This window comes from Streptomyces achromogenes subsp. achromogenes, assembly GCF_000720835.1.
Lineage (GTDB): Bacteria > Actinomycetota > Actinomycetes > Streptomycetales > Streptomycetaceae > Streptomyces > Streptomyces achromogenes.
The window spans coordinates 151,557-173,794 of record NZ_JODT01000003.1 but is presented as its reverse complement, the minus strand read 5'-3'; the positions used below and the strand labels follow the sequence as shown (position 1 = coordinate 173,794).

Below are 22,238 nucleotides of genomic sequence, written 5' to 3'. Positions count from 1 at the left end.
TCGCCCGGGCCACAGTGGGAACACTGCGTAGGAGGCGGCCGGGGGACGGGAGGCGGACGGATGACGGTGACTTTCCCGGGGACTCCCACGGGCCGCATACGGCACACCATCCTGGAGTGGCTCAAGGACCCGGCGGCCCACTTCCCGGCCGGGCGCGGCCGTGACCTCGCCGCCACGGGCGTCACCGCGCGGGCCGTCGCCGGCAAGCTGGGCCAGCCCCTTCGGACCGTCCGCGCCCACCTGGACTTCCTCGCCCGCCTCGGAGTCCTGCGCACCCGCCGGATCCGCTGCCGCGTCCACTACCGGCGCGACGAGAGACGCATCGCCGAGGTGGCCAGGATGTTCGAGAAGGGCTGGTGAGGCGGACGCACCCCCGATGACGGCCGCATCACACGGCGAGCGCACCCGCACGGCACTGTGGGCGCTCGCCGACGACCGCCCAGGACGGTGAGGACAGGACGGTGAGAAGGTGACGCCCATGGACCGACCCGCGGAACTCGTGCCCCTGCACTACGTCTCCCTGGGGGCGCGCGGCCCCGAGGACGTCGTGCCCGACCCGCACGGACGCGTGCTGACCGGAGTGGCCGACGGGCGCATCCTCCGCGTCCACCATCTCGGCGACCCGCGCACGGCCCGTACCGAGGTGCTGGCCCGCACCGGCGGCCGTCCCCTCGGCCTGGAACTCCTCCCGGACGGCGACCTGGTGGTTTGCGACGCCGAACGCGGCCTGCTGCGTGTGGACACGGACAACGGCACCGTCCGCGTCCTCGCGGACTCGGTGGCGGGGGAGCGGCTCCGCTTCTGCAGCAACGCCGTCGCCCTCCCCGACGGCACCCTGTACTTCACCGTCTCCAGCCGCCGCCACCCCCTGGACCGCTGGATCGGCGACATCGTCGAGAACACCGGCACCGGACGCCTGCTGCGGCTGCCCCCGGAGGGCGGCGAGCCCGAGGTCCTGCTGGAGGGGCTGCGGTTCGCCAACGGCCTCGCCGTCGCGGCCGACGGCTCCTTTCTGGTGCTCGCCGAGACCGGCGCCTGCCGCCTCGTCCGCTACCGGCTCACCGGCCCCCGCGCCGGTCACGCCGAACCCTTCGCCGACCTGCCCGGCATGCCGGACAACCTCTGGCGCGAGGGCCCCGGCGGCCCGGTCTGGGTCGCCCTGGCCAGCCCCCGGGTCCCCCCGCTGGACCTGCTGCACCGCGCCTCTCCGGCCGTCCGCCGCGCGGCCGCCCGGGCCGCCGTACGCCTGCCGTACCGCCCGAGCGGGACCGCCGGCGTGGTCGCCGTGGACGACGAGGGGCGCGTCGTCCACCACCTCACCCGCCGCCGGTCCGGTTTCCGCATGGTCACCAGCGTCTGCGCCACCGGCGACCACTTGGTGCTGGGCAGCCTGGGGGAGCCCGGGGTGGCGGTCTGCGCCCGGCCGGCCGCCCGCTGACCCGGCGGTACGCTGGGTTCCGGCCTTGATCGCCCGACGGGTCAGGGCCGGCAGAGGAGACCTGACCGATGACAGCCCCGCAGACGCGGACCCGCGGCGTCCGCCCCGCGCCACCCCGGCGGTCCGAGTGGCGTGCGCAGGCGCCCGTCGTCGCGGTCGTGGCGGCCGGCGGCGCGCTCGGCGCGACGGCCCGCTACGCCCTCACCCTCGCCTGGCCCACACCCCCTGACGGCTTCCCCTGGGCGACCTTCTGGACCAATGTCTCCGGCTGCGCCGCCATGGGCGTCCTCATGGTGCTGGTCACCGACGTGTGGGCCGCCCACCGCCTGCTGCGGCCGTTCCTCGGCACCGGCGTACTCGGCGGTTACACCACGTTCTCCACCTACGCGGTCGACATCCGCGGGCTGACCGACGCCGGCCGCCCCGGCCCGGCGCTCGCCTATCTGGCCGCGACGCTGTGCGCGGCCCTCGCCGCGGTGTGGCTGGCCTCGGCCGCCGCCCGCCGGGTCTTCGTCGGGAGGCGGCGATGAGCCGGAAGACAGCGACGAGCGCGGAGGCAGCGACGGGCCGGAAGACAGCGACGAGCCCGGAGCCGGCGATGGTCCCGGAGTCAGCGACGGGCCCGCGGGTGGCGGCGACCCCCCGCACCGGCCAGGCCCTGCGGCTGACCGTCTACGTCGGCGAGAACGCCACCTGGCACCACCGGCCCCTCTACTCCGAGATCGTGCACCGCGCGCACGCCGCCGGACTCGCCGGCGCCAGCGTCTTCCGGGGCATCGAGGGCTACGGCGCCTCCTCCCGCATCCACACCTCCCGGCTGCTGTCCCTGAGCGAGGACCTGCCGGTCGCGGTGGTCGTGGTGGACACCGAGGAGCGGATCCGGGCGTTCCTGCCCCGGCTCGGCGAACTGGCCGGCGCGGGCCTGGTGACCCTGGAGCCGTGCGAGGTCGTCCGGTGGCCAGGGGCCTGCGCCGGCCCGGACGAAACGGACCCGAGGGGTAAGAAGTCGTTGTGAACTGGCTGCTGGTCGTCGCGGGCGCCGTGGTCGGCGCGCCCCTGCGCTACCTCACCGACCGCGCCGTGCAGGCCCGGCACGACTCGCTCTTCCCGTGGGGCACCTTCGTGGTGAACGTCGTCGGCTGCCTGGTCCTCGGGCTGGTCACGGGCGCCGCCTCCGCCGGGGCCGTCGGCCCCGACCTGCGGCTTCTGCTGGGCACCGGGCTGTGCGGCGCTTTGACGACGTACTCGACCTTCTCCTACGAGACCCTGCGGCTGGCCGAGGCCGGCTCCGGCCTCTACGCTGCCGGGAACATCGTGGCGAGTGTGGCGGCGGGGCTCGCCGCGGCCTTCACCGGTGTCTCACTCGCCGGTCTCCTGTGGGCCTAGGCATGCGCCGCGCGGCCCGCGGCAGTGAGTACTGTCTACGGCACTGTCGACCCAACTCTTCCCCAGAACTGGATCCCATGAGCGCCATCTCCGTCGGTCAGGCCGTCGTCCTCGGAGTAGTCGAGGGGGTGACCGAGTTCCTCCCGGTGTCCTCCACCGGACACCTAAAGATCGCCGAAGGGCTCATGGACATCCCCGTCGACGACTCCTCCGTCGTCGGGTTCTCCGCCGTCATCCAGGTCGGCGCCATCGCCGCCGTGCTCGTGTACTTCTTCAAGGACATCCGGCGAATCGTCACCGCCTGGTTCCGCGGCCTGGGCAACCGCGAGGAGCGCTACCACCACGACTACAAGTTCGCCTGGTGGGTGATCGCCGCCACCGTCCCGATCGTGGTGGTGGGCCTGGCCGCCAAGCCGCTGATCGACGGCCCGCTGGCCTCCCTGTGGGTGGTCGCCGGCTCGCTGATCCTCGGCTCCGGCGTGATGTGGGCCGCCGACCAGATGGGCCGGCACAAGCGCGGTGAGGACGACACCTCCTTCAAGGACGCGATGTGGGTCGGCTGCTCGCAGATCCTCGCCCTGCTCTTCCCGGGCTTCTCGCGCTCCGGCGCCACCATGTCCACCGCGCTCATCCTGGACCTGGACCGCGTCGCCGCCACCCGGCTGTCCTTCTTCCTCGGCATCCCCGCCCTGACCGGCGCGGGCCTGTACGAGCTGAAGGACGCCCTCGGCGCGGGGGTCGGCGCCGCCCCGCTCGCCGTCGGCACCATCGTGTCGTTCCTCGTCGCCTACGCCTCTATCGCCTGGCTGCTGAAGTTCGTCGCCAAGCACTCCTTCAACGCCTTCGTGATCTACCGGATCGTCGTCGGTGTGCTCCTGCTCGGCCTGCTCGCCACCGGCACGCTCGGCAGCTGAACCGCCCGCCGTCGTCCACCCACGGGGTGCGGATGCCTGTATTCAGGCATCCGCACCCCGTGAATCTTTTCTTACCGCACGCCTTGACAGTGTCCGCCCGCACCCCGCAGGATCGCTCCCGTGAACCTGTCAGACAGCCAGACAGGTGGTCTCGTCCCCCGGCGCGTCAGCGCGATGGAAGCGGTACTCGACCACCTCCGCGGCGCCATCGAGAGCGGCCGGTACGCCATCGGCGACAAGCTCCCTTCCGAAGCCGAGCTGTGCCGCACCCTGGAGGTGTCCCGGCCCGTGCTCCGCGAGGCGCTGCGCGCGCTGCAGACCATGGGCCTGACGGTCTCCCGCACCGGCAAGGGCACCTTCGTGGTCGCGAACACCGTCGAGGACCCCACCTTCGGCGACTACGCGGCCAGTGATCTGCTGGAGGTGCGCCGCCACATCGAGATCCCGGTCGCCGGCTACGCGGCCGTGCGCCGCACCCCGGAGAACCTGGACCACCTGGCCCATCTGCTCGACCGCATGGAGCGGGAGACGGACACCACCGCCTGGGTCGCGATGGACACCCTCTTCCACCTCGCCGTGGCCGAGGCCGCCCAGAACCCGGTCTTCCGCCGGGTCATCGAGGAGATCCGCGACGCACTGGCGCGTCAGTCGGCCTTCCTCAACGAGCTGGGCGGGCGCCGTGAGCAGTCCAACCGCGAGCACCGGGCGATCGTCGAGGCGCTGGTCGACGGCAGTGAACACGACGCCGTCCAGGCCATGAGCCACCACCTGGACCGCGTCGAGACGACCCTCACCGACATCGTCCGTCCCCAGCGGACGGACCCCCTCACGGAAGGCGGAGCCGAGGCGTGAGCGAACAGCACCTCAAAGACGAGACGCGCCCCTCGACCGGCCATGTCGACGCCGGAGACGCCGGCTACAGCAAGGGCCTGAAGCACCGGCACGTCAACATGATCGCCATCGGCGGCGCCATCGGCACCGGCCTGTTCCTCGGCGCGGGCGGCCGGCTCGCCGACGCCGGGCCCTCCCTCTTCCTCGCGTACGCCGTCTGCGGCGTCTTCGCCTTCCTGGTCGTCCGGGCCCTCGGCGAACTCGTGCTCTACCGCCCGTCCTCCGGCGCCTTCGTGTCGTACGCCCGGGAGTTCCTGGGCGAGAAGGGCGCCTACACCGCGGGCTGGATGTACTTCCTCAACTGGGCGACGACCGGTATCGCCGACATCACGGCGGTCGCCACCTACACCCACTACTGGGGCATGTTCTCCGACATCCCGCAATGGTTGATCGCATTGATCGCCCTCGCGGTCGTGTTGACCGTCAATCTGATATCGGTCAAGATCTTCGGCGAACTGGAGTTCTGGTTCGCGATCGTCAAGGTCGGCGCGCTTCTCGTGTTCATGTGCATCGGCATCTACCTGCTGGTCACCCAGCACCCGGTCGACGGCCACCACCCCGGCCCCGCCCTGATCACCGGCAACGGCGGCGTCTTCCCGCACGGCCTGCTGCCCATGCTGCTGATCATCCAGGGCGTCGTCTTCGCCTACGCCTCCGTCGAGCTGGTCGGCGTCGCCGCCGGCGAGACCGAGAACCCCGAGAAGATCATGCCGAAGGCGATCAACTCGATCATGTGGCGGGTGGGCGTGTTCTACGTCGGCTCGGTCGTCCTGCTGTCGATGCTCCTGCCGTGGAACAAGTACTCCGCCGGCGAGAGCCCCTTCGTCACGGTCCTGTCGAACATCGGTGTCCCGGCGGCCGGCGGCGTGATGAACCTGGTCGTCCTGACCGCGGCGCTGTCGTCGCTGAACTCCGGCCTCTACTCCACCGGCCGCATCCTGCGCTCCATGGCGATGAGCGGCTCCGCCCCCGCCTTCACCTCCCGGATGAGCCGCAGCCAGGTCCCCTACGGGGGCATCCTGCTCACCAGCGGGATCTGCGTCCTCGGCGTGGGCCTGAACTACGTGGTCCCCGCCGACGCGTTCGAGATCGTCCTCAACTTCGCGGCGATCGGCATCCTCGCCACCTGGGCCATGATCATGGTCTGCCACCTGCTCTTCTGGCGGAAGACCCGGCAGGGCGACCTGACCCGGCCGGCCTACCGGCTGCCGGGCTCCCCCTGGACCGAACTCGTGACGCTGGCGTTCCTCGCCTCCGTCGTGGTCCTCATGTACGCCGACGGCGGCGCCGGACGCACCACCGTGCTCTGTCTGCCGCTGATCGTCGCGGCGCTGGTCGCGGGCTGGTACGCCGTCCGCGCCCGCGCGACCCGCACCTCCACCGGCGCCGGCGCGTGACCCGCGTTCCGGACGGCCCCGACCCCTTGATACAGGCAGTGATGTACAGCAGTTCCCCCGCCGACGCCCCCGTCGTCCGCGAACCCCTCCACGCCCCCGTCGCCCACCTCGTGCGCGGCGGGGTCGTCGAGGGCATCCACTACGGCTCCGTCGTCGTCCTCGGTGCCGACGGCCGGGTGCGCTTCCGGCTCGGCGACATCGAGGCGGCCTTCTACCCGCGCTCGGCCCTCAAGCCCGTCCAGGCCGTGGCCATGCTGCGGGCCGGGCTGCCGCTCGACGGCGAACTGCTGTCGCTGGCCGCCGCCAGCCACTCCGGCGAGGAGCGGCACCTGGCCGGCACCCGGCGCATCCTGGAACTCGCCGGCCTCGCCGAGGACGACCTGCGCAACGTGCCCGACATGCCGTTCGACCCGGTCGTCCGCGACGCCTGGGTGCGGGAGGGCCGCATGCCCTCGCGGCTCGCCCAGAACTGCTCCGGCAAGCACGCCGCCATGCTGTGGACGGCCAAGCTCAACGGCTGGTCCCTGGACGACTACCTGGACCCGGCGCACCCGCTCCAGCGGAAGATCGCCGCCACCGTCGAGGACCTGACCGGCCGGCCGGCCGCCCGGGTCACCGTGGACGGCTGCGGCGCCCCGCTGTTCGCCATCTCCCTGCACGGCCTCGCCCGCGCCCTCGCCCGGATCACCACGGCCGCCCCCGGCACCCCCGAGGCCCGGGTCGCCGACGCGATGCGCGAGCACGCCGAGATGGCCTCCGGCACCGGCCGGGACGTCGCCGCGCTCATGCGGGCCGTGCCCGGACTCCTCGCCAAGGACGGCTTCGAAGGCGTCCAGGTAGCGGCGCTGCCCGACGGCACGGCCATCGCCGTGAAGATCGCCGACGGCGCGAACCGGGCGCGGATCCCCGTCGCCGCGGCGGCGCTCGCCCGCGCCGGCGTCGACCCCGCGCTGCTCACCGAGTTCGCGGGGGAGCCGCTGCTCGGCGGCGGGGAGCCGGTGGGCAGCGTACGGCCCGTGCGCGCGCTCGACCCCGACCCGGCCACCGCCCGCGCCTAGTCCCGCCGGAATTCCGCACCCCAGAAAGAGGCCCGCACCCTCATGACCGCCGCCACCCGCCGCGAACACGACCTGCTCGGCGACCGCGACGTCCCCGCCGACGCGTACTGGGGCATCCACACCCTGCGCGCCACGGAGAACTTCCCCATCACCGGCACCCCGATCTCCGCCTACCCGCACCTGATCGACGCCCTGGCCGCCGTCAAGGAGGCCGCCGCCCTCGCCAACGAGGAGCTCGGTCTGCTGGCGCCCGAGAAGGCCGCCGCGATCGTCGCCGCCTGCCGTGAGATCCGCGCCGGGAAGCTGCACGAGCAGTTCGTGGTGGACGTCGTCCAGGGCGGCGCCGGCACGTCCACCAACATGAACGCCAACGAGGTCGTGGCCAACCGCGCGCTGGAACTGCTCGGCCACGCCAAGGGGCAGTACACACATCTGCATCCCAACGAGGATGTCAACCTGAGCCAGTCAACCAATGACGTCTACCCGACCGCCGTCAAGATAGCGACGGTCTTCGCGGTACGTGGACTGCTCAAGGCGATGTCCGTACTCCAGGACGCCTTCGCCGGCAAGGCCGTCGAGTTCCGTGACGTGCTCAAGATGGGCCGTACACAGTTGCAGGACGCCGTGCCCATGACGCTGGGTCAGGAGTTCTCCGCGTTCGCCGTCATGATCGAGGAGGACCGCAGCCGTCTCGCCGAGGCCGTCGAGCTGATCCACGAGATCAACCTCGGCGCCACGGCCATCGGCACCGGCCTCAACGCACCCGCCGGGTACGCCGAGGCCGCCCGCCGCCATCTGTCCGCCATCACCGGCCTTCCGCTGGTCACCGCCGCCAACCTGGTCGAGGCCACCCAGGACTGCGGCGCCTTCGTCCAGATGTCCGGCGTCCTGAAGCGGATCGCGGTCAAGCTCTCCAAGAGCTGCAACGACCTGCGCCTGCTGTCCTCCGGTCCGCGCGCGGGCCTCGGCGAGATCAACCTGCCGCCGGTGCAGGCCGGTTCGTCGATCATGCCGGGCAAGGTCAACCCGGTCATCCCCGAGGTGGTCAACCAGGTCGCGTTCGAGGTGATCGGCAACGACGTCGCCATCACCATGGCCGCCGAGGCCGGGCAGCTCCAGCTCAACGCCTTCGAGCCGATCATCCTGCACTCCCTGTCGAAGTCGATCACGCACCTGCAGAGCGCCTGCCGCACGCTGGCCGAACGCTGCGTCTCCGGCATCACCGCCAACACCGAGCGGCTGCGCGCGACCGTGGAGAACTCCATCGGCCTGGTCACCGCGCTCAACCCGCACATCGGCTACACGGCCGCGACCGACATCGCCAAGGAGGCCCTCGCCACCGGCCGCGGCGTGGCCGAACTGGTGCTGGAGAAGGGCCTGCTGCCGGCCGGCCGGCTGGCCGAGCTGCTGCGCCCGGAGATCGTCGCGGGCAGCGGCGCACCAGCCGCCTGACCTGCGACAAGGCCACCTCGACACGCCTCGGGGACCGGCCGGGAGGCACAATGGTGATCATGACAACGACGTCGTCCGCCACCTTCCTGCCGGTCCTGGAGCGCATCGCCGAGGAGATCAGCCACACCCCCGGGCGCGGCCGGCCCGCCGACTACATCCCGGCCCTCGCCTCCCGCGACCCGCGCAGCTTCGGCATGGCCGTCGCCGAGCCGGACGGCACGGTGTACGGGGTGGGGGACTGGCGGGAGCCGTTCTCCGCCCAGTCGATCACCAAGGTCTTCACCCTCGCCCTGGACCTGGCCCGCGAGGGCGACGAACTCTGGGAGCACGTGGGCCGCGAGCCCTCCGGCAACCCGTTCAACTCGCTGGTCCAGCTGGAGTACGAGAACGGCATCCCGCGCAACCCGTTCATCAACGCGGGCGCCCTCGTCGTCACCGACCGGCTGCAGACCCGTACCGGGGACGCGGCCGGCGAGCTGCTGGACTTCCTGCGCGCCGAGAGCGGCAACCCCGGTCTCGACTTCGACACGGAGGTGGCCGCCTCCGAGACCGCGCACGGCGACCGCAACGCCGCCCTCGCCCACTTCATGGCGTCCTACGGCAACATCGACAACGACATACCGGTCCTGCTCGACCAGTACTTCCGGCAGTGCTCCATCGCCGCCTCCTGCGCCGACCTGGCCCTCGCCACCGGTTTCCTCGCCCGGCACGGCGTCCGCGCCGACGGCAGCCGGCTGCTCAGCCGCAGCCAGGCCAAGCAGGTCAACGCGATCATGCTGACCTGCGGCACCTACGACGCGGCGGGCAACTTCGCCTACCGGGTGGGCCTGCCCGGCAAGAGCGGGGTCGGCGGCGGGATCATCGCCGTCGTCCCCGGCCGGTGCACGCTGTGCGTATGGAGCCCGGGCCTGGACGAACGCGGCAACTCGGTCGCCGGGGTCGCGGCCCTGGACCGCTTCACCACGCTCACGGGCCTGTCGATCTTCTGAACGCACCCGGCGCACGCACCCGCCGCCGGACGCCCCCGCCCCGTCCCCTGCCGGTCACCCGTCCGCTCCCGCCCGGCCGGACCGGCGTCGCCCACCGGCCACCCGGCGTTGCCACGCTGCCCCGGTGTTGGCCATGGCGTTCCCCGTCGATCTCCGCCACTGCCAGGCCCTGGGCCTGGCCGGCACCGGCTTCCTCGCGCTCGGCGGCGAGACGGCCGGCGCCCTGCCGGTCCGGGAGCTGTGGGCGCCCGCCTCGGTGCACGCGGCCGTCGGCCTGGTCGGGGTGTACGTCGGCATCGTCCTGCTGACAGCGGCCTGGCTGCTGCTCGGCCGGCTGGTACGCGGCCCGCGACCGCCCACCCCGCGCGCCCTGCTGCTCGTGCTGGCCCTGTGGGCGGCCCCGCTGCTGCTCGCACCCCCGTTGTTCAGCCGGGATGTCTACAGCTACCTCGCGCAGGGCGCCATGGCCGACGCCCACATGGACGTCTACGCCCATGGCCCGGACCGGCTCGGCGGCCCGCTCGCCGACGAGGTCGCCCCGATGTGGCGGCACACCGCCGCCCCCTACGGCCCCGCCTTCCTGGCCGTGGCCGCCGCGCTGTCCGGGCTGACCCACGGCGAGATACCCGCCGGCCTGCTCGGCATGCGCCTGGTCGCGCTGGCCGGTGTGGCCCTCATGGCGGCGGCGCTGCCCCGGCTCGCCCGGCACAGCGGCGCCGACCCGGCCGCCGCGCTCTGGCTCGGCGCGCTCAACCCGCTGGTGCTGCTCCACCTGGTCGCGGGCGCCCACAACGACGCCCTGATGCTGGGCCTGCTCGGGCTCGGCCTGGTCGCCGCGCACCGGCCCCGGCCCGCCGCCGGTGCCGCCGGTGCCGTTCTCGTCACCCTCGCCGCGCTGGTGAAGGTACCGGCGGCGCTCGGCCTGCCGGTCGTCGTCGCCCTGCGGATCCGCTCCGGGGACCGTCCGCTGCCGGCCCTCCTGACCACGGTGGCGGCCTCTGCCGCGACCACGGTCGCCGTCACGGCCGTGGCCGGCACCGGCTACGGCTGGATCGGTGCCCTGGGCACGCCGGTCTCCCCGCACAACTGGGCGCCGACCGGCCTGCTCGGCCGGGCGACCGGCGCGCTGCTCGGCCGCCTCGGCAGCGGACTGGCCCCGCTGGCCGTCCCCGCCTGGCAGCTGCTCGGGCTCGCGGCCGCCGCCGTCGCCGTGCTGCTGGCCGGGCGCGCACTGCGCGCCCGGCCGGTGTACGCGCTCGGCCTGTCCCTCCTCGCCGTCGCGGTCCTCGGCCCGGCGCTCCGGCCCTGGTACGTGCTGTGGGGCCTGTTCCTCGTCGCCGCCGCCGCGCCCGCCGCCCCGGTACGGCACCGGTCGGCCGCCCTGGCCGGGGTGCTCGCCCTCGCCGTGCTGCCGAGCGGCGGCCCCGCCGAGCCGGGGCAGCTGGTGCTGGCGGTCGCCGGCGGGGCGCTCGGCGTCGTTGTCCTGTGGCAGGCCCTCCTGGCCGCCCGGGCCCCGGTCGCGGGACGCCCGGCATGACGGGTCCGAGCCGGTCCGGGGGGTCACGCGCAGGGCTGGAACGGCTGGCACGGCTGGGACCGCGCACGGACCGGGGCCGGCTCCTGCTCGTCCTGCTGCTGGTGGCCGCCGTCACCGCGTTCACGGCGACCGTGCCGCTGCTGCGGGGCTTCTTCGACCTGCGGGTGTACTACGGCACCGTGCACACCTGGGCGCACCACGGCGGCCGGATCTACGACTACCGGGTGCCGGGCACGGTGTACGGCTTCACCTATCCGCCGTTCGCCGCCGTGGCCATGCTGCCGCTGGCCCTGCTCGGCAGGGCCGCGGCGATCGCCGTGTCGCTGCTGGTGAACCTGGCCGCGCTCACGGCGGTCCTGTGGATCCTGGCCGGGCCCGGCCGGCGCCGCGACTGGTACCGGTGGGCGCTGTGCCTGTGCCTGCTGGCCCTGTTCGAGCCGCTGCGGGACACCTTCAGCTTCGGCCAGGTGAACCTGGTGCTGCTTGCTCTCGTCCTCGTCGACTGCCTGCTGCTGACGACCGGCCGGGGCCGCTGGGCGGGCGCCGGTATCGGGCTGGCCGCGGCGGTGAAGCTGACGCCCGCCCTGTTCATCGGCCTGCTGCTGCTCGCCGGGCGGCGCCGGGCGGCGGCCCTCGCGACGGCCGTCGCCGCCGCCGCGACCGGGCTGGCCGCCTGGGCCGACCCGGCGGCCTCCCGGTTCTACTGGACCGAGGCGCTGTGGGACACCGGCCGGGTGGGGCGGCTCGACTATGTGTCGAACCAGTCGCTGCAAGGGGTGCTGGCCCGCCTCGGCGAGCCGGGCCGCCCGCTGTGGGCGTCGGCGGTCCTGCTGACCCTGGGCGTCTGGGCGTGGCGGGCCCGCCGGGCGGCCGTGGCCGGCGACTGGCCGGCCGCGTTCGCGCTCACCGGCATCGCGGCCTGCCTGGTCAGCCCGGTCACCTGGGTGCACCATCTGGTGTGGCTGCTGCCGTCCTTCGCGGTCCTGGTGCGCGCCGGGCGCCCACGGATCGCGGGCGCCCTGTACGCGGTGCTGTGCACCAGCGTGGTGTGGCTGTGGTCCGGCGACGCCTCGGGCCTCGGCGGGTTCCTCGGCGCCAATGCCTACGTCTGGGTCTCGCTGGGCCTGCTGTTCGCCTTGCCGGCGGGTCAGCCGCGGGCCGACCGGCCGCCCTTGGCCCGCAGCGCCAGCGCCACGGCTCCCGCGCCGAGCCCGGTGAGCCCCGCCACGACGGCGGCGGGGGACCAGTCCGAGTCGTCGTCCGAGGCCGGTGCCCCGGCCGCCGCCACCGGCGCGGCCGACGGCTCGGCGCGGGAGGGCGGGCGCAGTCCGTCCAGCGAGCCCACCGGGTCCACCTGCCCGGCCGCCGCGAAGCCCCAGTCGAGCAGCGCGCGGGCCTCCTCGTACACGGTCAGCCCGCCGTCGGCCTGAGGGTTGAGGACGCTCACCACGAGGGTGTGCCCGTCCCGGCGCGCCGCGGCCACGAGCGTGTTGCCCGCGTTGCTGGTGTAGCCGTTCTTGATCCCGATCAGGCCTGGGTACGGCGCCACACCGTCCTCGCCGGTCAGCAGCCGGTTGGTGTTCTCGATGGGATACGACGAGCCGTCACCGGGAAAGCGGGCCTCGGCGGTGCCGCAGTACCGGGCGAAGTCGGGGTCGCGCAGGCCGGTCCGCCCGAACACCGCGAGGTCGAAGGCGGAGGAGACCTGGCCGGGGGCGTCGTAGCCGTCCGGGGAGACCACGTGGGTGTCCAGCGCGCCGAGTGAGCGGGCCTTGTCCTGCATCCTGGCGGCGGTGGCCTCCCAGCCGCCGCCGAGCCGGGCGAGGACGTGCACGGCGTCGTTCCCGGAGCTGAGGAACACCCCCCGCCACAGGTCGGCCACCTGGTAGGTGTGCCCCTCCTCGACGCCGACCAGGCTGCTGCCCTCGCCGACGTCGGCCAGTTCGTCGTAGTCCACGGTGTGCTGGAGCCCGCCGGGCAGCATGGGCAGGACGGTGAGCGCGAACAGGGTCTTCAGGGTGCTGGCGGGGGGCAGTTCGCGGTGCGCGTCGTGCGCGGCCAGCACCTCGCCGCTGCCCGCGTCGGCGATGAGCCAGGAGAGCGCCGATACGTCGGGCAGCTCGGGGGCGCCCCGGTGCGGCCGGACCTGCGTGCCGGACCTGTACAGCAGGGACGGCCCGGGCATCACCGCCGGGGGGCGGGGCGGGGCGGGTTCCCCGGCCGGGGGTCCGGCGGCGGCAGCGGCCGGTGTGAGCACCAGCAGGCCCGCCACACACAGGGAGCAGGCCGACACTGCCGCGCGATACGAGAATCCGGTGATCATACGATCAACCTACGAACAGGGTGCGGGTCCCTCACCCCGCCGGGGCCGTTCGGGGTGCCGAGCAACCCGGATGCCGCACCGGGGCGCCCGGGGCCGGGGTCAGCCGGCCGGGAGGGTGGGCCGGATCTGCCGCAGGAACGCGGCGTTGTCGGGGGTGGCGCGCAGCCGTTCGAGCAGGGTCTCCACGGCGGACGGACCGCCCTCCCGGGAGCGCAGGGCACGGCGCAGTCCGCGTACGGCGCTCAACTCGGCCGGGGTGAGCAGCAGTTCCTCACGCCGGGTGCCGCTGGCGTCGATGTCCACGGCGGGGAAGACCCGCCGGGCGGCCAGCTCCCGGTCCAGGCGCAGCTCCATGTTGCCGGTGCTCTTCAGCTCCTCGAAGAAGTAGCCGTCGGCCCGGGAGCCGGTGTCCACCAGCGCCGAGGCGAGGATGGTCAGGGAGCCGCCCTCCTCGGCCTGGCGCGCGGCGCCGAAGAACCGCTTGGGGCCGATCAGCGCACCCGCGTCGACGCCGCCGCTCAGGGTGCGGCCGCCGGCGGCGGAGGCGTTGTTGTACGCGCGGCACAGCCGGGTCAGCGAGTCCAGCAGCACCACGACGTCCTCGCCGGCCTCGACCAGCCGCTTGGCCCGCTCCACGACCAGCTCGGCGAGGGCGATGTGGTCCTTGGGCGCGCGGTCGAAGGTGGAGGCGTACACCTCGCCGCGCACCGAGCGGCGCATCTCGGTGACCTCCTCGGGCCGTTCGTCGAGCAGCAGGACCATCAGCCGGCACTCGGGGTGGTTGCCGGCCACGGCGGCGGCCAGCTGCTGGAGCAGCACGGTCTTGCCGCTCTTGGGCGGCGCCACGATGAGGCCGCGCTGGCCCTTGCCGACCGGCGCGAGCAGATCGGCGAGGCGTCCGGTCAGCGCGGCGCCGGGGTGTTCCAGGCGCAGGCGCCGGTGCGGATGGAGCGGGGTGAGTTCGTGGAAGTGACGGCGTGCGCGGGGCTCCCCGGGGGCGCGTCCGTTGACGCGCGCGATCTCGGTCAGGGCCCGCTGGGCGCCCCGGACGCCCTCGATCAGGTCGCCCTTGCGCAGTCCGTGGCGGCGCACCAGTGCCGGTGTGACCTGCGGATCGGCGGGGGAGGGCAGCAGGCTCGCGGCCCTGAGATGGCCCTTGCCGTGCGCGTCGATGTCCAGGACGCCGGTGACGAGCGGGGCGGCCGGCGCCTGCGGGGCCTCGGGAGGGGTGGCGAGTGTGGTGGTCATGGGGGTGTCCTTTCGCGGACGGGACAGGGAGGAGAAGGGGGGTGAGGCCGCGAGCGGGAGGCGTCTGCGACTGCCTCCGGGCGGCGGAGACGGTGCCTCGGGTACGGCGGAGAAGCCCGTCACGAGGCGGTACCGGAAAGCTGACGCGCCGGGGACCGGGGGATCCGGGACAGCGGCGAACCGATCAGCTGAGAAAGAGAGAATGGCACCGGCGCCCACCTTGGGCGTGCACGAGTGCTGATAGCACGCTACCACCGGATGGGGTGCTGTGTCCGTGTCGCGGTCAACAAACCACCCGAACGTGGCATTCCCGCGGGGCCGGCCGCGCCTGCCGGGCCCCCGGCCGGCCGTGCCACACAAAGGCGAATGTCCGGAGGGGAGTTGCCGGGGCCCGGTGCGGACACCCGATCATCGGGACGGGTCCGTCACCCCGGCCGGTCGCTCGTGGGAGTGGTGCTCCGGCGTGGAGCGGGCCGCCGCCGCGGGTGGTGCGGAACAGTGGGCGCGTGCCTCGCCGACTTCTTCCCCTGGTGGTCGCCGCTCTGGTGAGCGTCGCCGGCTGCACCACCGTCGACCCCGTCCCCCATCCCGGTGCCGCCGGCTCCCGGCGCGCCCTCCCGCCGGACACCGCGGCGAGACCGTCGGTCCTGCGGGCCCCGGTGAGCGAGCCGGCCACCGGGGCGGCGCTCGTGCGCACCGGCGACGGACAGCCGGACCGGCCGGGCCCGCGGGCCCGGACCCGAGGGCCCGCGTCCGGCGGTGGTCCGGCGCCCGCCGCGCCCCGGACCGCCCCCGCCGCACCGGCCACCCCGCCGCGCGCCGAGCGCCGCTCGCCCGTGCGGCACCCGGCACCCCGCCCCCGTACGGCCTCCCGTCCGCCCACCGCCGTGATGCGCGACCTGTGCCGCCGGGCGGACGGCGTGGCGGCATCCGAGATCGTCCGCCTCTGCCGCGAGACCTACGGCTGAGACCGGGACGGGGGCGTGCGCGGGCGTGGGCCGTGGCGCCGTAGGCTGCCGGCATGTTCGGTCCCGAAGGCCCCACCCTCCGCGAACTCGCCGTACAGGCCCTGTCGTCCGTCGAGCACGGATACGACCTGCTCGCGCCGAAGTTCGACCACACCCCCTTCCGGACCCCGGCCCCCGTGCTGGACGCCGTGGCCGAGGCGCTCGCGCCGCTCGGACCGTTCACGGACGGGCTCGACCTGTGCTGCGGCACCGGCGCCGGGTTCCGGCCGCTCGCCCGGCTGTGCCGCCGCAGCGTCACCGGGATCGACTTCAGCGCCGGCATGCTCGACGTCGCCCGGCGGCGGGTGCCGCCCGCCGGACCGCCCCGGGTTTCCTGGGTACGCGGCGACGCCCGGGCCCTGCCGTTCACCGGCGCCTTCGACCTGGTGGTCTCCTTCGGGGCGTTCGGCCACTTCCTGCCGGGGGAGCTGCCGGGGCTGTTCGCCGGGGTCCGCGCGGCACTGCGGCCCGGCGGCCGGTTCGCCTTCCCGGTGTTCGCCCCGCCCCGCCCCACGCACCCCGGTTTCTGGCTGCTGTCCGGCTTCGACGCGGTGATGCGGGTGCGCAACGCGCTGTGGCGGCCGCCGTTCGTCATGTACTACCGGGCGCTCCGACTCGGCGCCGTCCTCGGGGAGTTGGAGCGGGCCGGGTTCACGGTCGAGCTGCGCGTGCTGCCCGGGTCCGGCCGGCGGGCCGACGGCAGCCCGCGCGGCCGGCTGGTGGTGGCCCGGAGCGACGGCGCGCCCGAACCCGGCGCTCACACCGCGGCGGGCAGGGTGAACTCGTAGACCAGCGCGTCCTGTTCGGCGTGCACCACCAGATCCGTGATCTCCAGCGGGCGCGCGTACTGGTCGTGCACGCGCCGGGTCACCCGGACCGACGCGGCCTGCGAGACCTGGCTGATGGAGTCCCGGTGGTGCAGGCACAGCCCGGCCTTGCGCATCCAGTCGTAGGCCCGCCCGAGCTGCGCGGGCGTGGCGCCGTCGGCCCGGTCCCGGTAGCGCGCCAGCTCGGCCACCTCGGCCAGGGCCACCGCCGAGAACGACGTCACCGCCGTCCGCAGCGCCCGGCCGTCCGGTGTGACCGACCGGTAGTGGTGTACCAGCGTCGGCCGGTGCGGGGCCAGGCCCAGTTCCCGCGCGTGCTCCGGCGGCGGCACCTCCCAGACCACCGTGGCCTGGTCCACCGCACAGGGGTCCGCCGGCCGGGCGCCGACCGGGAAGGCGAGCGAGTCCGGGGACTCCACCGGCCGGCCGGGCAGCATGGCGTGGCTGCCCCGCCGGTCGGTGGCCACCACACCACTGCGGCGCAGCACCTCCAGCGCCTGGCGGACGGTCTCCCGGCTGACCCCGAAGTGCGCCGCCAAGTGCCGTTCGCCCGGCAGCCGTTCACCGGGCGGGATCGTGCCGTCGCGCAGCTCGTCGAGTAACAGCGCCGCTATGCGTCCGTACAGCGGCCGGCCGTCGACGGGCGGGGGATCGTTCGGGGTGGTGCGGGCCATGCCGCGCCCTCCTGTCGGTGACAAGACGTAGTCGTGCGGGTTCATTGCGCGACCACAATTAGCATTGGTCTAAACCACGAGGGAAGGGCGGTCGGTGGTTTCGACCGAAATCCACCCGCCCGCCACGGCGGTCACCGGGCGCCGTGACGCGCGGCTCACAGGGCGCGGTAAAGGGCGTCGACCAGCGCCGTCTTCCGTGGATCATCGGCGAGGCGGTGCCCCATGCGATTCATCACGTAGCCCAGCGACACCCCGGCCTCCGGGTCGGCGAGTCCACAGGAGCCGCCGAAGCCGTCATGGCCGAAAGCCCGCGGGTTCGGCCCGTACAGCCCGTGGGGGCCGCTCAGCCACAGACCGAGCCCGATCTCGGTCTCCCCCTCGAAGGCCGCGCCGAGCACCAGGTCGCGGCCGGGGCCCTCGCTCTCCCGCGCCCGCTCCGCGGCCCGCGGCGACAGGAACCGCCGGTCGCCGAACGCGCCGCGCCCGGCGAAGACGCCGTACAGCGCCGCCACCGCCCGCGCCGTGCCGTGCCCGTTGGCCGCGGGGATCTCCGCCGCCCGCCAGTCGGCGCTGTTCGCCTGCGCGGGCCCGGTGGCCGGGTTGGCCAGAGCGGCCCGCGCGACCGGCGTCAACGTGCCGAGGCCGACGGCCTGTTCGGCGCCCTGCGGGGCCGGCGCGAGCACCAGTTCGGCCGCCCGGCCGGCGTCCCGCGCCGGCAGGCCCACCGTGAAGTCCACCCCGAGCGGCCCGGCCAGCTCCCGCTCCAGGAAAGCCCCCGGCCGCAGCCCCGAGACCCGCCGTATCACCTCCCCGACCAGGAAGCCGTACGTCAGCGCGTGGTACCCGGACCGGGTGCCCGGCTCCCACCAGGGCGCCGTCGCGGCGAGCCGGGCGGTGGTCGTCTCCCAGTCGTACAGCTGCTCCAGGGTGTGCGGTTCACGCAGTCCGGCCAGCCCGGCGCGGTGCGACAGAAGATGCCGTACGAGCACCTTCCCCTTGCCCTCGGCGGCGAATTCGGGCCAGTACGCGGCCACCGGCGCGTCCAGGTCGAGCAGCCCCCGGTCGGCCAGGAGATGGGCGCACAGGGCGACGACCCCCTTGGTGGTCGACCACACGTTGACCACGGTGTCCCGCTCCCAGGGCCGGGTCCGCGCCGGGTCCGCCCAGCCGCCCCAGAGGTCCACCACCGTCTCCCCGGCGACGGTGACCGCCACCGCGGCGCCCAGCTCCCCGCGTGCGCGGAAGTTCTCCTCGAAGGCGTCCCGGACCGCGGTGAACCGTGGATCGCAGTGCCCGTGGATCCGTAGGGGCGTCCGGGGTGTCTCCTGCGTGGACATAAGGCCTCCGTCGTCGCCGGGAACCCGGTTCCGCGCCCACCGCGGCCCGGGTGGCTCCGAACGTACCGACTGCCCGGTCTGCGGGGAAGGGCGCCCCGGCCGCCCCGCCCGCCGCCGGGCTCAGGCGTACGAGCGCAGCCAGCGCACCCGCGCCGCCTCGTGGAACGGGCCGCCGCCCTCGTGGTCGTTGAAGTCGTACACGTCGATGGTCTTGTCCTCGTGACCCCAGGCGTTGAACGCCGCGAACACCGTCGACGGCGGGCACGTCTGGTCCTCCAGGGCCGCCGAGAACAGGGCGGGCGCCCGGCCCCGGGCCGCGAAGTGCACCCCGTCGAAGTAGGACAGCGTGCGCCGCACCTCCGCGGCGCGCTCCCGGTGCGTCTTGAGGAAGAGGCCGATCTCGCGGTACGGGTGACGGTCCGTCAGCGTCACCGCGCGCGGGAAGTCGCACAGGAACGGTACGTTCGGGGCGACCGCGACCAGGTCGGGCACCAGGCCGCCGACGGCGATCGACAGGCCGCCGCCCTGGCTGTCGCCGAGCACCACGGTCCGCGTCGCGTCGGTCAGCGGGTGCGAGCGGGCCGCCTCCACCGCGCGCACGCCGTCGGTGATCACCCGGCGGTAGTAGTAGTTCTCGGGCGCGTCGATGCCCCGGGTCATGTAGCCGGGATAGGCCGGGGCCGAGCCCACCGGGTCCGCGGTGTCGCCCCCGCCGCCCCAGGTGCTGCCCTGCCCGCGGGTGTCCATCAGGAAGTGCGCCCGGCCCGTCGACGCCCACAGCAGGCTCTCGTGCGGCAGGCCGCGCCCGCCGCCGTAGCCGAGGAACTCCACTACCAGAGGCAGCGGTTCGGTGGCCCCGGCGGGCAGCCGCAGCCAGCCCTTGACGGGGTGGCCGCCGAACCCGGCGAACGTCACGTCGTAGACCTCGACCGTGGTCAGGCCGGTCTCCACCGGCTCGAACCGCGCGTCCAAGTCGTGTTCGCGGGCCTCCTGGAGCGTCTTTTCCCAGAAGGTGTCGAAGTCCTCCGGTTCGGCGGACTCGCTGCGGTAAGCGCGGAGTTCGTCCAGGGGGAGATCGAACAGAGCCATCAACAACCGCCTTTGTGAAGGGAGGGTATGCGGTCTCACGGTACGTGGGTGATCGGATCTCTGCCAGGGATCCAGGGGCGCCGGGCCCCTTTCCCGCCGCTCCACCCGGAAATCAACGGCCCAGGTCGGAGGTTGAGTAAGCGCTTGTTACCGGTGAACTCGCACCGACGCGGCGGGCTCCCGGTGATCGGACCGCTCGCCGGTCACATCCGTGGCTGGGTCCACCGCGGCCCCGTCCGCTCCCACTCCCGCTCCCACTCGGCGAGCCGGTGGCGCAGGGCGATCCGGCGCTCGATCACCCGGGCGAGGTACACCGCCGTCGCGGTGCCGCCCGCCGCGCACAGCCCGACGGTCACGGCGTGCTGCCACACCGCCACTTCGCCCGGCGGCGGAGCCACGCTGCGGCCCCGGGAGTCGAACCACACCGAGACCGGCTCCCCGGCGCGCGCCCCGGCGGGCACCTGGGCCCACGCCGTCCGGACACCCTTGCCCGGTTCGGTCCAGCGGATCTGGGCGCGGTAGGCCTGCCGGCGGTCGCCCTGGGGTGCGGACGGCTGCCCGGTCGGGTCGTCCACCACGACGGCGCGCACCTCGTGGCGCTCGGCCCGCTGGACCGCGGCGAGCGCCCGGCCCCGGTCATGGGCGTGCAGGCCGGCGAACACCCCGACCAGGGGGGCGGCCACACACAGCAGGACGGTGACCACCAGCACCGTCCACGCCTCCACGACGTCCGCCCGGCGCCGCAGCGGATTGCGCCGCCAGCGCCAGCCACGCACCCGGGTACGCATGTCCACCTCCTCGCCACCGCAGGAGCCGCCGAACCGGCTGCGCCGGATTCCCGGCCCACCGCCCGCGCCGCTCACGCGCACGAACGCCCACACCCGTCTCGTACCCCGTTCGGCGCACCTCGCGCACGCCGCGAACCGCGAGTTCCGGACCATATGGCGCACGGAGGACACCACGCGCCCCACGATCGCGCGCCGAGCGCCGCCGCGCGACCCGGGCGCCGGGTACCGCCCGGATCGGCGACGACCTCGCCAGGCAACTCCCGCCCTCAGTGGCCTGGGCGCCAGCGATCGTGCGCTGTGCCGGAACGCGTGCGCTCCTCTCGGACGGGCATCTCGGCGGCGGGCGCTGTCGCTCACCGGGAATACCTCGTGCCCGGCCGGGCACGTGTCGCAGCGGTGAGCGCGGAGGCTCGGCGGGCGGTCTCGCAGCGCGAGCGCCGATGCCCGGCCGGGGCGGGGGTACGCGCGCGGCCGGCCGCTCTCGTGCCCCGGCGGCCCTCGTCAGCCGAAGCGCTCGATGCGGATGCGTTCGACCGGCTGGCCCGACGCGACCAGCAGCCGGGAGGCATGCTCGGCGAAGGCGTTGGAGCCGCACACATAGGCTTCCCACCCACCGGCGGGCCGGTCGGCCAGGAGCGGCGCCACATGTGCGGCCGCCATACGTCCCACCGGCACCCCGGGCGGAGCGCTGCGGGTGAACACGGGGGTCGTCTCCGCGCCCAGCTCGGCCGCGTAGATCAGCTCCTCGGGGCTGCGCGCCGACACCAGCATCCGCAGCGGGACGGTGAGGCCGCGGGCCCGGTGGTGCCGCACCATCGACATCAGCGGTACGACCCCGGAGCCGGCCCCGAGCAGCAGCGCGGGCCGGTCGCCCGGCCAGGCGAAGAAGCCGCTGAGCGGGCCGCGCACCTCCACCGTGTCCCCGGGCCGGGCCACGGTGTGGAACCAGCCGGAGACCTCGCCGTCCGGCACCCGGTCCAGGGTCAGTTCGATGTGCCCGGACGCGTCCGGCGCCGACGCGATCGAGTAGTGGCGCTGTGCCGCATAGCCGTCCGGGGCGGTCAGCCGCAGCATCAGGTGCTGGCCCGGCAGATGCCCCGCCCAGCCCGGCACCGCCAGGCGGAACGTGGTCGCGCGCGGCGTCTCGCGGCGGATCTCCGTCAGCGTGGCGGTCAGCCACCGCGACGCCGCCTGACCGCTCACGGCGATCCGCCCGGGCACCGCGAACCGTGTCACGGGAGTCGTCGTCTCAGTCACCGGAGTACCGCTGCTCCTCCCACGGGTTGCCCCGCGCGTGGTAGCCGTTGCGCTCCCAGAAGCCCGGCTCGTCGTGGTCGAGGAGCGTGATGCCCGCGATCCACTTGGCGCTCTTCCAGAAGTACAGGTGCGGTACCACGAGCCGTGCCGGGCCGCCGTGCTCGGGCGGCAGCGGCGCGCCGTCGTACTCCCAGACGATCCAGGCCCGCCCGCCGGTGAGGTCGGCGAGCGGCAGGTTGGTGGTGTAGCCCGTGTGGGAGTAGGCGAGGGCATGTGTGGCGGACCCATGTGGCCGGGCCACATCGAGGAAGGCGTCCAGCGAGACGCCGCCGAACCGCACGCCGAACTTCGACCAGCCGGTCACACAGTGGATGTCGCCTTCGTAGGCCGACGCCGGCAACGCGTGCGCGGCGGCCCAGTCCCAGGTGTGCGGGCGTTCGACCAGGCCGTCCACGCGGAAGGTCCAGTCGGCGGGCGAGAGGTCCGGGGTGACCTCGGCGGACAGGACGGGCCAGTCCTCGCGCGCGTCGTACTGCCCGGGCGGCAGCCCGGGGTTGTGGACGCGCGGGCGGCCCGTGAAGCCTCGCGTGACGTTCATGGTTCAACCGTACGTTGTCGTTCCGGGT

Annotated in this window: 22 protein-coding genes and 1 pseudogene; 15 read left to right on the top strand and 8 right to left on the bottom strand. The window is 74.2% G+C overall.

What is annotated here, in order from left to right; translation table 11 throughout:
- Positions 1-60: 60 nt before the first annotated feature.
- The 13 genes from IH25_RS0104310 to IH25_RS42940 all read left to right on the top strand — a co-directional run bounded on the left by IH25_RS0104310 (position 61) and on the right by IH25_RS42940 (position 12,492).
- A complete protein-coding gene (locus IH25_RS0104310; RefSeq protein WP_030603104.1) occupies positions 61-360 on the top strand; it encodes a helix-turn-helix domain-containing protein in 300 nt (99 codons plus the stop codon).
- Positions 361-478: 118 nt separating this feature from the next.
- Entirely contained in the window at positions 479-1,438 is a 960-nt protein-coding gene (locus tag IH25_RS0104305; protein WP_030603101.1) for an SMP-30/gluconolactonase/LRE family protein, read from the top strand.
- 68 nt (positions 1,439-1,506) lie between these two features.
- Positions 1,507-1,968: a fluoride efflux transporter CrcB gene (crcB, locus tag IH25_RS0104300; protein ID WP_030603099.1), complete on the top strand. Its 462-nt coding sequence runs from the start codon at positions 1,507-1,509 to the stop codon at positions 1,966-1,968.
- A 68-nt stretch (positions 1,969-2,036) separates the two neighbouring features.
- Entirely contained in the window at positions 2,037-2,453 is a 417-nt protein-coding gene (locus IH25_RS0104295; RefSeq protein ID WP_051753773.1) for a DUF190 domain-containing protein, read from the top strand.
- Positions 2,450-2,824, top strand: a complete 375-nt coding sequence (gene crcB / locus IH25_RS0104290) for a fluoride efflux transporter CrcB (protein WP_030603094.1) — start codon at positions 2,450-2,452, stop codon at positions 2,822-2,824. Before IH25_RS0104295 ends, crcB (IH25_RS0104290) begins: the two co-directional genes overlap by 4 nt.
- 77 nt (positions 2,825-2,901) lie before the next feature.
- Positions 2,902-3,738 carry an undecaprenyl-diphosphate phosphatase gene (locus IH25_RS0104285; RefSeq protein WP_030603092.1) on the top strand — a complete coding sequence of 279 codons (837 nt, stop codon included), beginning with the start codon at positions 2,902-2,904 and terminating at the stop codon, positions 3,736-3,738.
- Positions 3,739-3,858: 120 nt separating this feature from the next.
- Positions 3,859-4,590 (top strand): FadR/GntR family transcriptional regulator, encoded by a 732-nt coding sequence (locus tag IH25_RS0104280; RefSeq protein ID WP_078844122.1) that lies wholly within the window; start codon positions 3,859-3,861, stop codon positions 4,588-4,590.
- Complete coding sequence (locus tag IH25_RS0104275; RefSeq protein WP_030603088.1) at positions 4,587-6,026, top strand: amino acid permease; 1,440 nt, start codon at positions 4,587-4,589, stop codon at positions 6,024-6,026. Before IH25_RS0104280 ends, IH25_RS0104275 begins: the two co-directional genes overlap by 4 nt.
- 41 nt (positions 6,027-6,067) lie before the next feature.
- Positions 6,068-7,084, top strand: a complete 1,017-nt coding sequence (locus IH25_RS0104270) for an asparaginase (protein ID WP_030603086.1) — start codon at positions 6,068-6,070, stop codon at positions 7,082-7,084.
- 42 nt (positions 7,085-7,126) lie between these two features.
- A complete protein-coding gene (gene aspA, locus IH25_RS0104265) occupies positions 7,127-8,536 on the top strand; it encodes an aspartate ammonia-lyase (RefSeq protein ID WP_030603084.1) in 1,410 nt (469 codons plus the stop codon).
- 50 nt (positions 8,537-8,586) lie between these two features.
- The gene (locus tag IH25_RS0104260; RefSeq protein ID WP_030603082.1) at positions 8,587-9,525 is read left to right on the top strand and encodes a glutaminase; all 939 of its coding nucleotides are present in this window, start codon (positions 8,587-8,589) and stop codon (positions 9,523-9,525) included.
- Positions 9,526-9,658: 133 nt separating this feature from the next.
- On the top strand, positions 9,659-11,062 hold the full coding sequence (mptB, locus tag IH25_RS0104255; RefSeq protein ID WP_030603080.1) for a polyprenol phosphomannose-dependent alpha 1,6 mannosyltransferase MptB: 1,404 nt from the start codon (positions 9,659-9,661) through the stop codon (positions 11,060-11,062).
- Positions 11,059-12,492 carry a glycosyltransferase 87 family protein gene (locus IH25_RS42940; protein WP_037654334.1) on the top strand — a complete coding sequence of 478 codons (1,434 nt, stop codon included), beginning with the start codon at positions 11,059-11,061 and terminating at the stop codon, positions 12,490-12,492. The genes mptB and IH25_RS42940 overlap by 4 nt, the downstream gene beginning before the upstream one ends.
- A 59-nt stretch (positions 12,493-12,551) precedes the next feature.
- On the opposite strand, the pseudogene IH25_RS42935 reads toward IH25_RS42940, so the two are convergent.
- Positions 12,552-13,247 (bottom strand): annotated as a pseudogene (locus tag IH25_RS42935) (D-alanyl-D-alanine carboxypeptidase family protein); the annotation flags it as partial.
- Between the two features lie 237 nt (positions 13,248-13,484).
- On the bottom strand, positions 13,485-14,633 hold the full coding sequence (gene rho / locus IH25_RS0104240) for a transcription termination factor Rho (RefSeq protein WP_030603059.1): 1,149 nt from the start codon (positions 14,631-14,633) through the stop codon (positions 13,485-13,487).
- Positions 14,634-15,139: 506 nt separating this feature from the next.
- Between rho and IH25_RS0104235 the strand changes: the two genes are divergently transcribed.
- Both IH25_RS0104235 and IH25_RS0104230 read left to right on the top strand, forming a co-directional pair.
- On the top strand, positions 15,140-15,601 hold the full coding sequence (locus tag IH25_RS0104235; protein WP_245172686.1) for a hypothetical protein: 462 nt from the start codon (positions 15,140-15,142) through the stop codon (positions 15,599-15,601).
- Between the two features lie 53 nt (positions 15,602-15,654).
- Positions 15,655-16,428 carry a class I SAM-dependent methyltransferase gene (locus IH25_RS0104230; protein WP_030603052.1) on the top strand — a complete coding sequence of 258 codons (774 nt, stop codon included), beginning with the start codon at positions 15,655-15,657 and terminating at the stop codon, positions 16,426-16,428.
- Here IH25_RS0104230 and IH25_RS0104225 read toward each other — a convergent pair.
- From IH25_RS0104225 to IH25_RS0104200, 6 genes are all read right to left on the bottom strand, one after another.
- Positions 16,398-17,141, bottom strand: a complete 744-nt coding sequence (locus IH25_RS0104225; protein ID WP_030603050.1) for a GntR family transcriptional regulator — start codon at positions 17,139-17,141, stop codon at positions 16,398-16,400. The genes IH25_RS0104230 and IH25_RS0104225 overlap by 31 nt on opposite strands.
- A 155-nt stretch (positions 17,142-17,296) precedes the next feature.
- Positions 17,297-18,478, bottom strand: a complete 1,182-nt coding sequence (locus IH25_RS0104220) for an EstA family serine hydrolase (RefSeq protein ID WP_030603048.1) — start codon at positions 18,476-18,478, stop codon at positions 17,297-17,299.
- 120 nt (positions 18,479-18,598) lie between these two features.
- On the bottom strand, positions 18,599-19,567 hold the full coding sequence (locus IH25_RS0104215) for an acetylxylan esterase (RefSeq protein ID WP_030603045.1): 969 nt from the start codon (positions 19,565-19,567) through the stop codon (positions 18,599-18,601).
- 203 nt (positions 19,568-19,770) lie between these two features.
- Positions 19,771-20,355: an Rv1733c family protein gene (locus IH25_RS0104210; protein ID WP_030603042.1), complete on the bottom strand. Its 585-nt coding sequence runs from the start codon at positions 20,353-20,355 to the stop codon at positions 19,771-19,773.
- 501 nt (positions 20,356-20,856) lie between these two features.
- Complete coding sequence (locus tag IH25_RS0104205; RefSeq protein WP_030603039.1) at positions 20,857-21,612, bottom strand: ferredoxin reductase; 756 nt, start codon at positions 21,610-21,612, stop codon at positions 20,857-20,859.
- Complete coding sequence (locus tag IH25_RS0104200; protein WP_030603037.1) at positions 21,605-22,210, bottom strand: sulfite oxidase-like oxidoreductase; 606 nt, start codon at positions 22,208-22,210, stop codon at positions 21,605-21,607. The genes IH25_RS0104205 and IH25_RS0104200 overlap by 8 nt, the downstream gene beginning before the upstream one ends.
- Between the last annotated feature and the right edge of the window lie 28 nt (positions 22,211-22,238).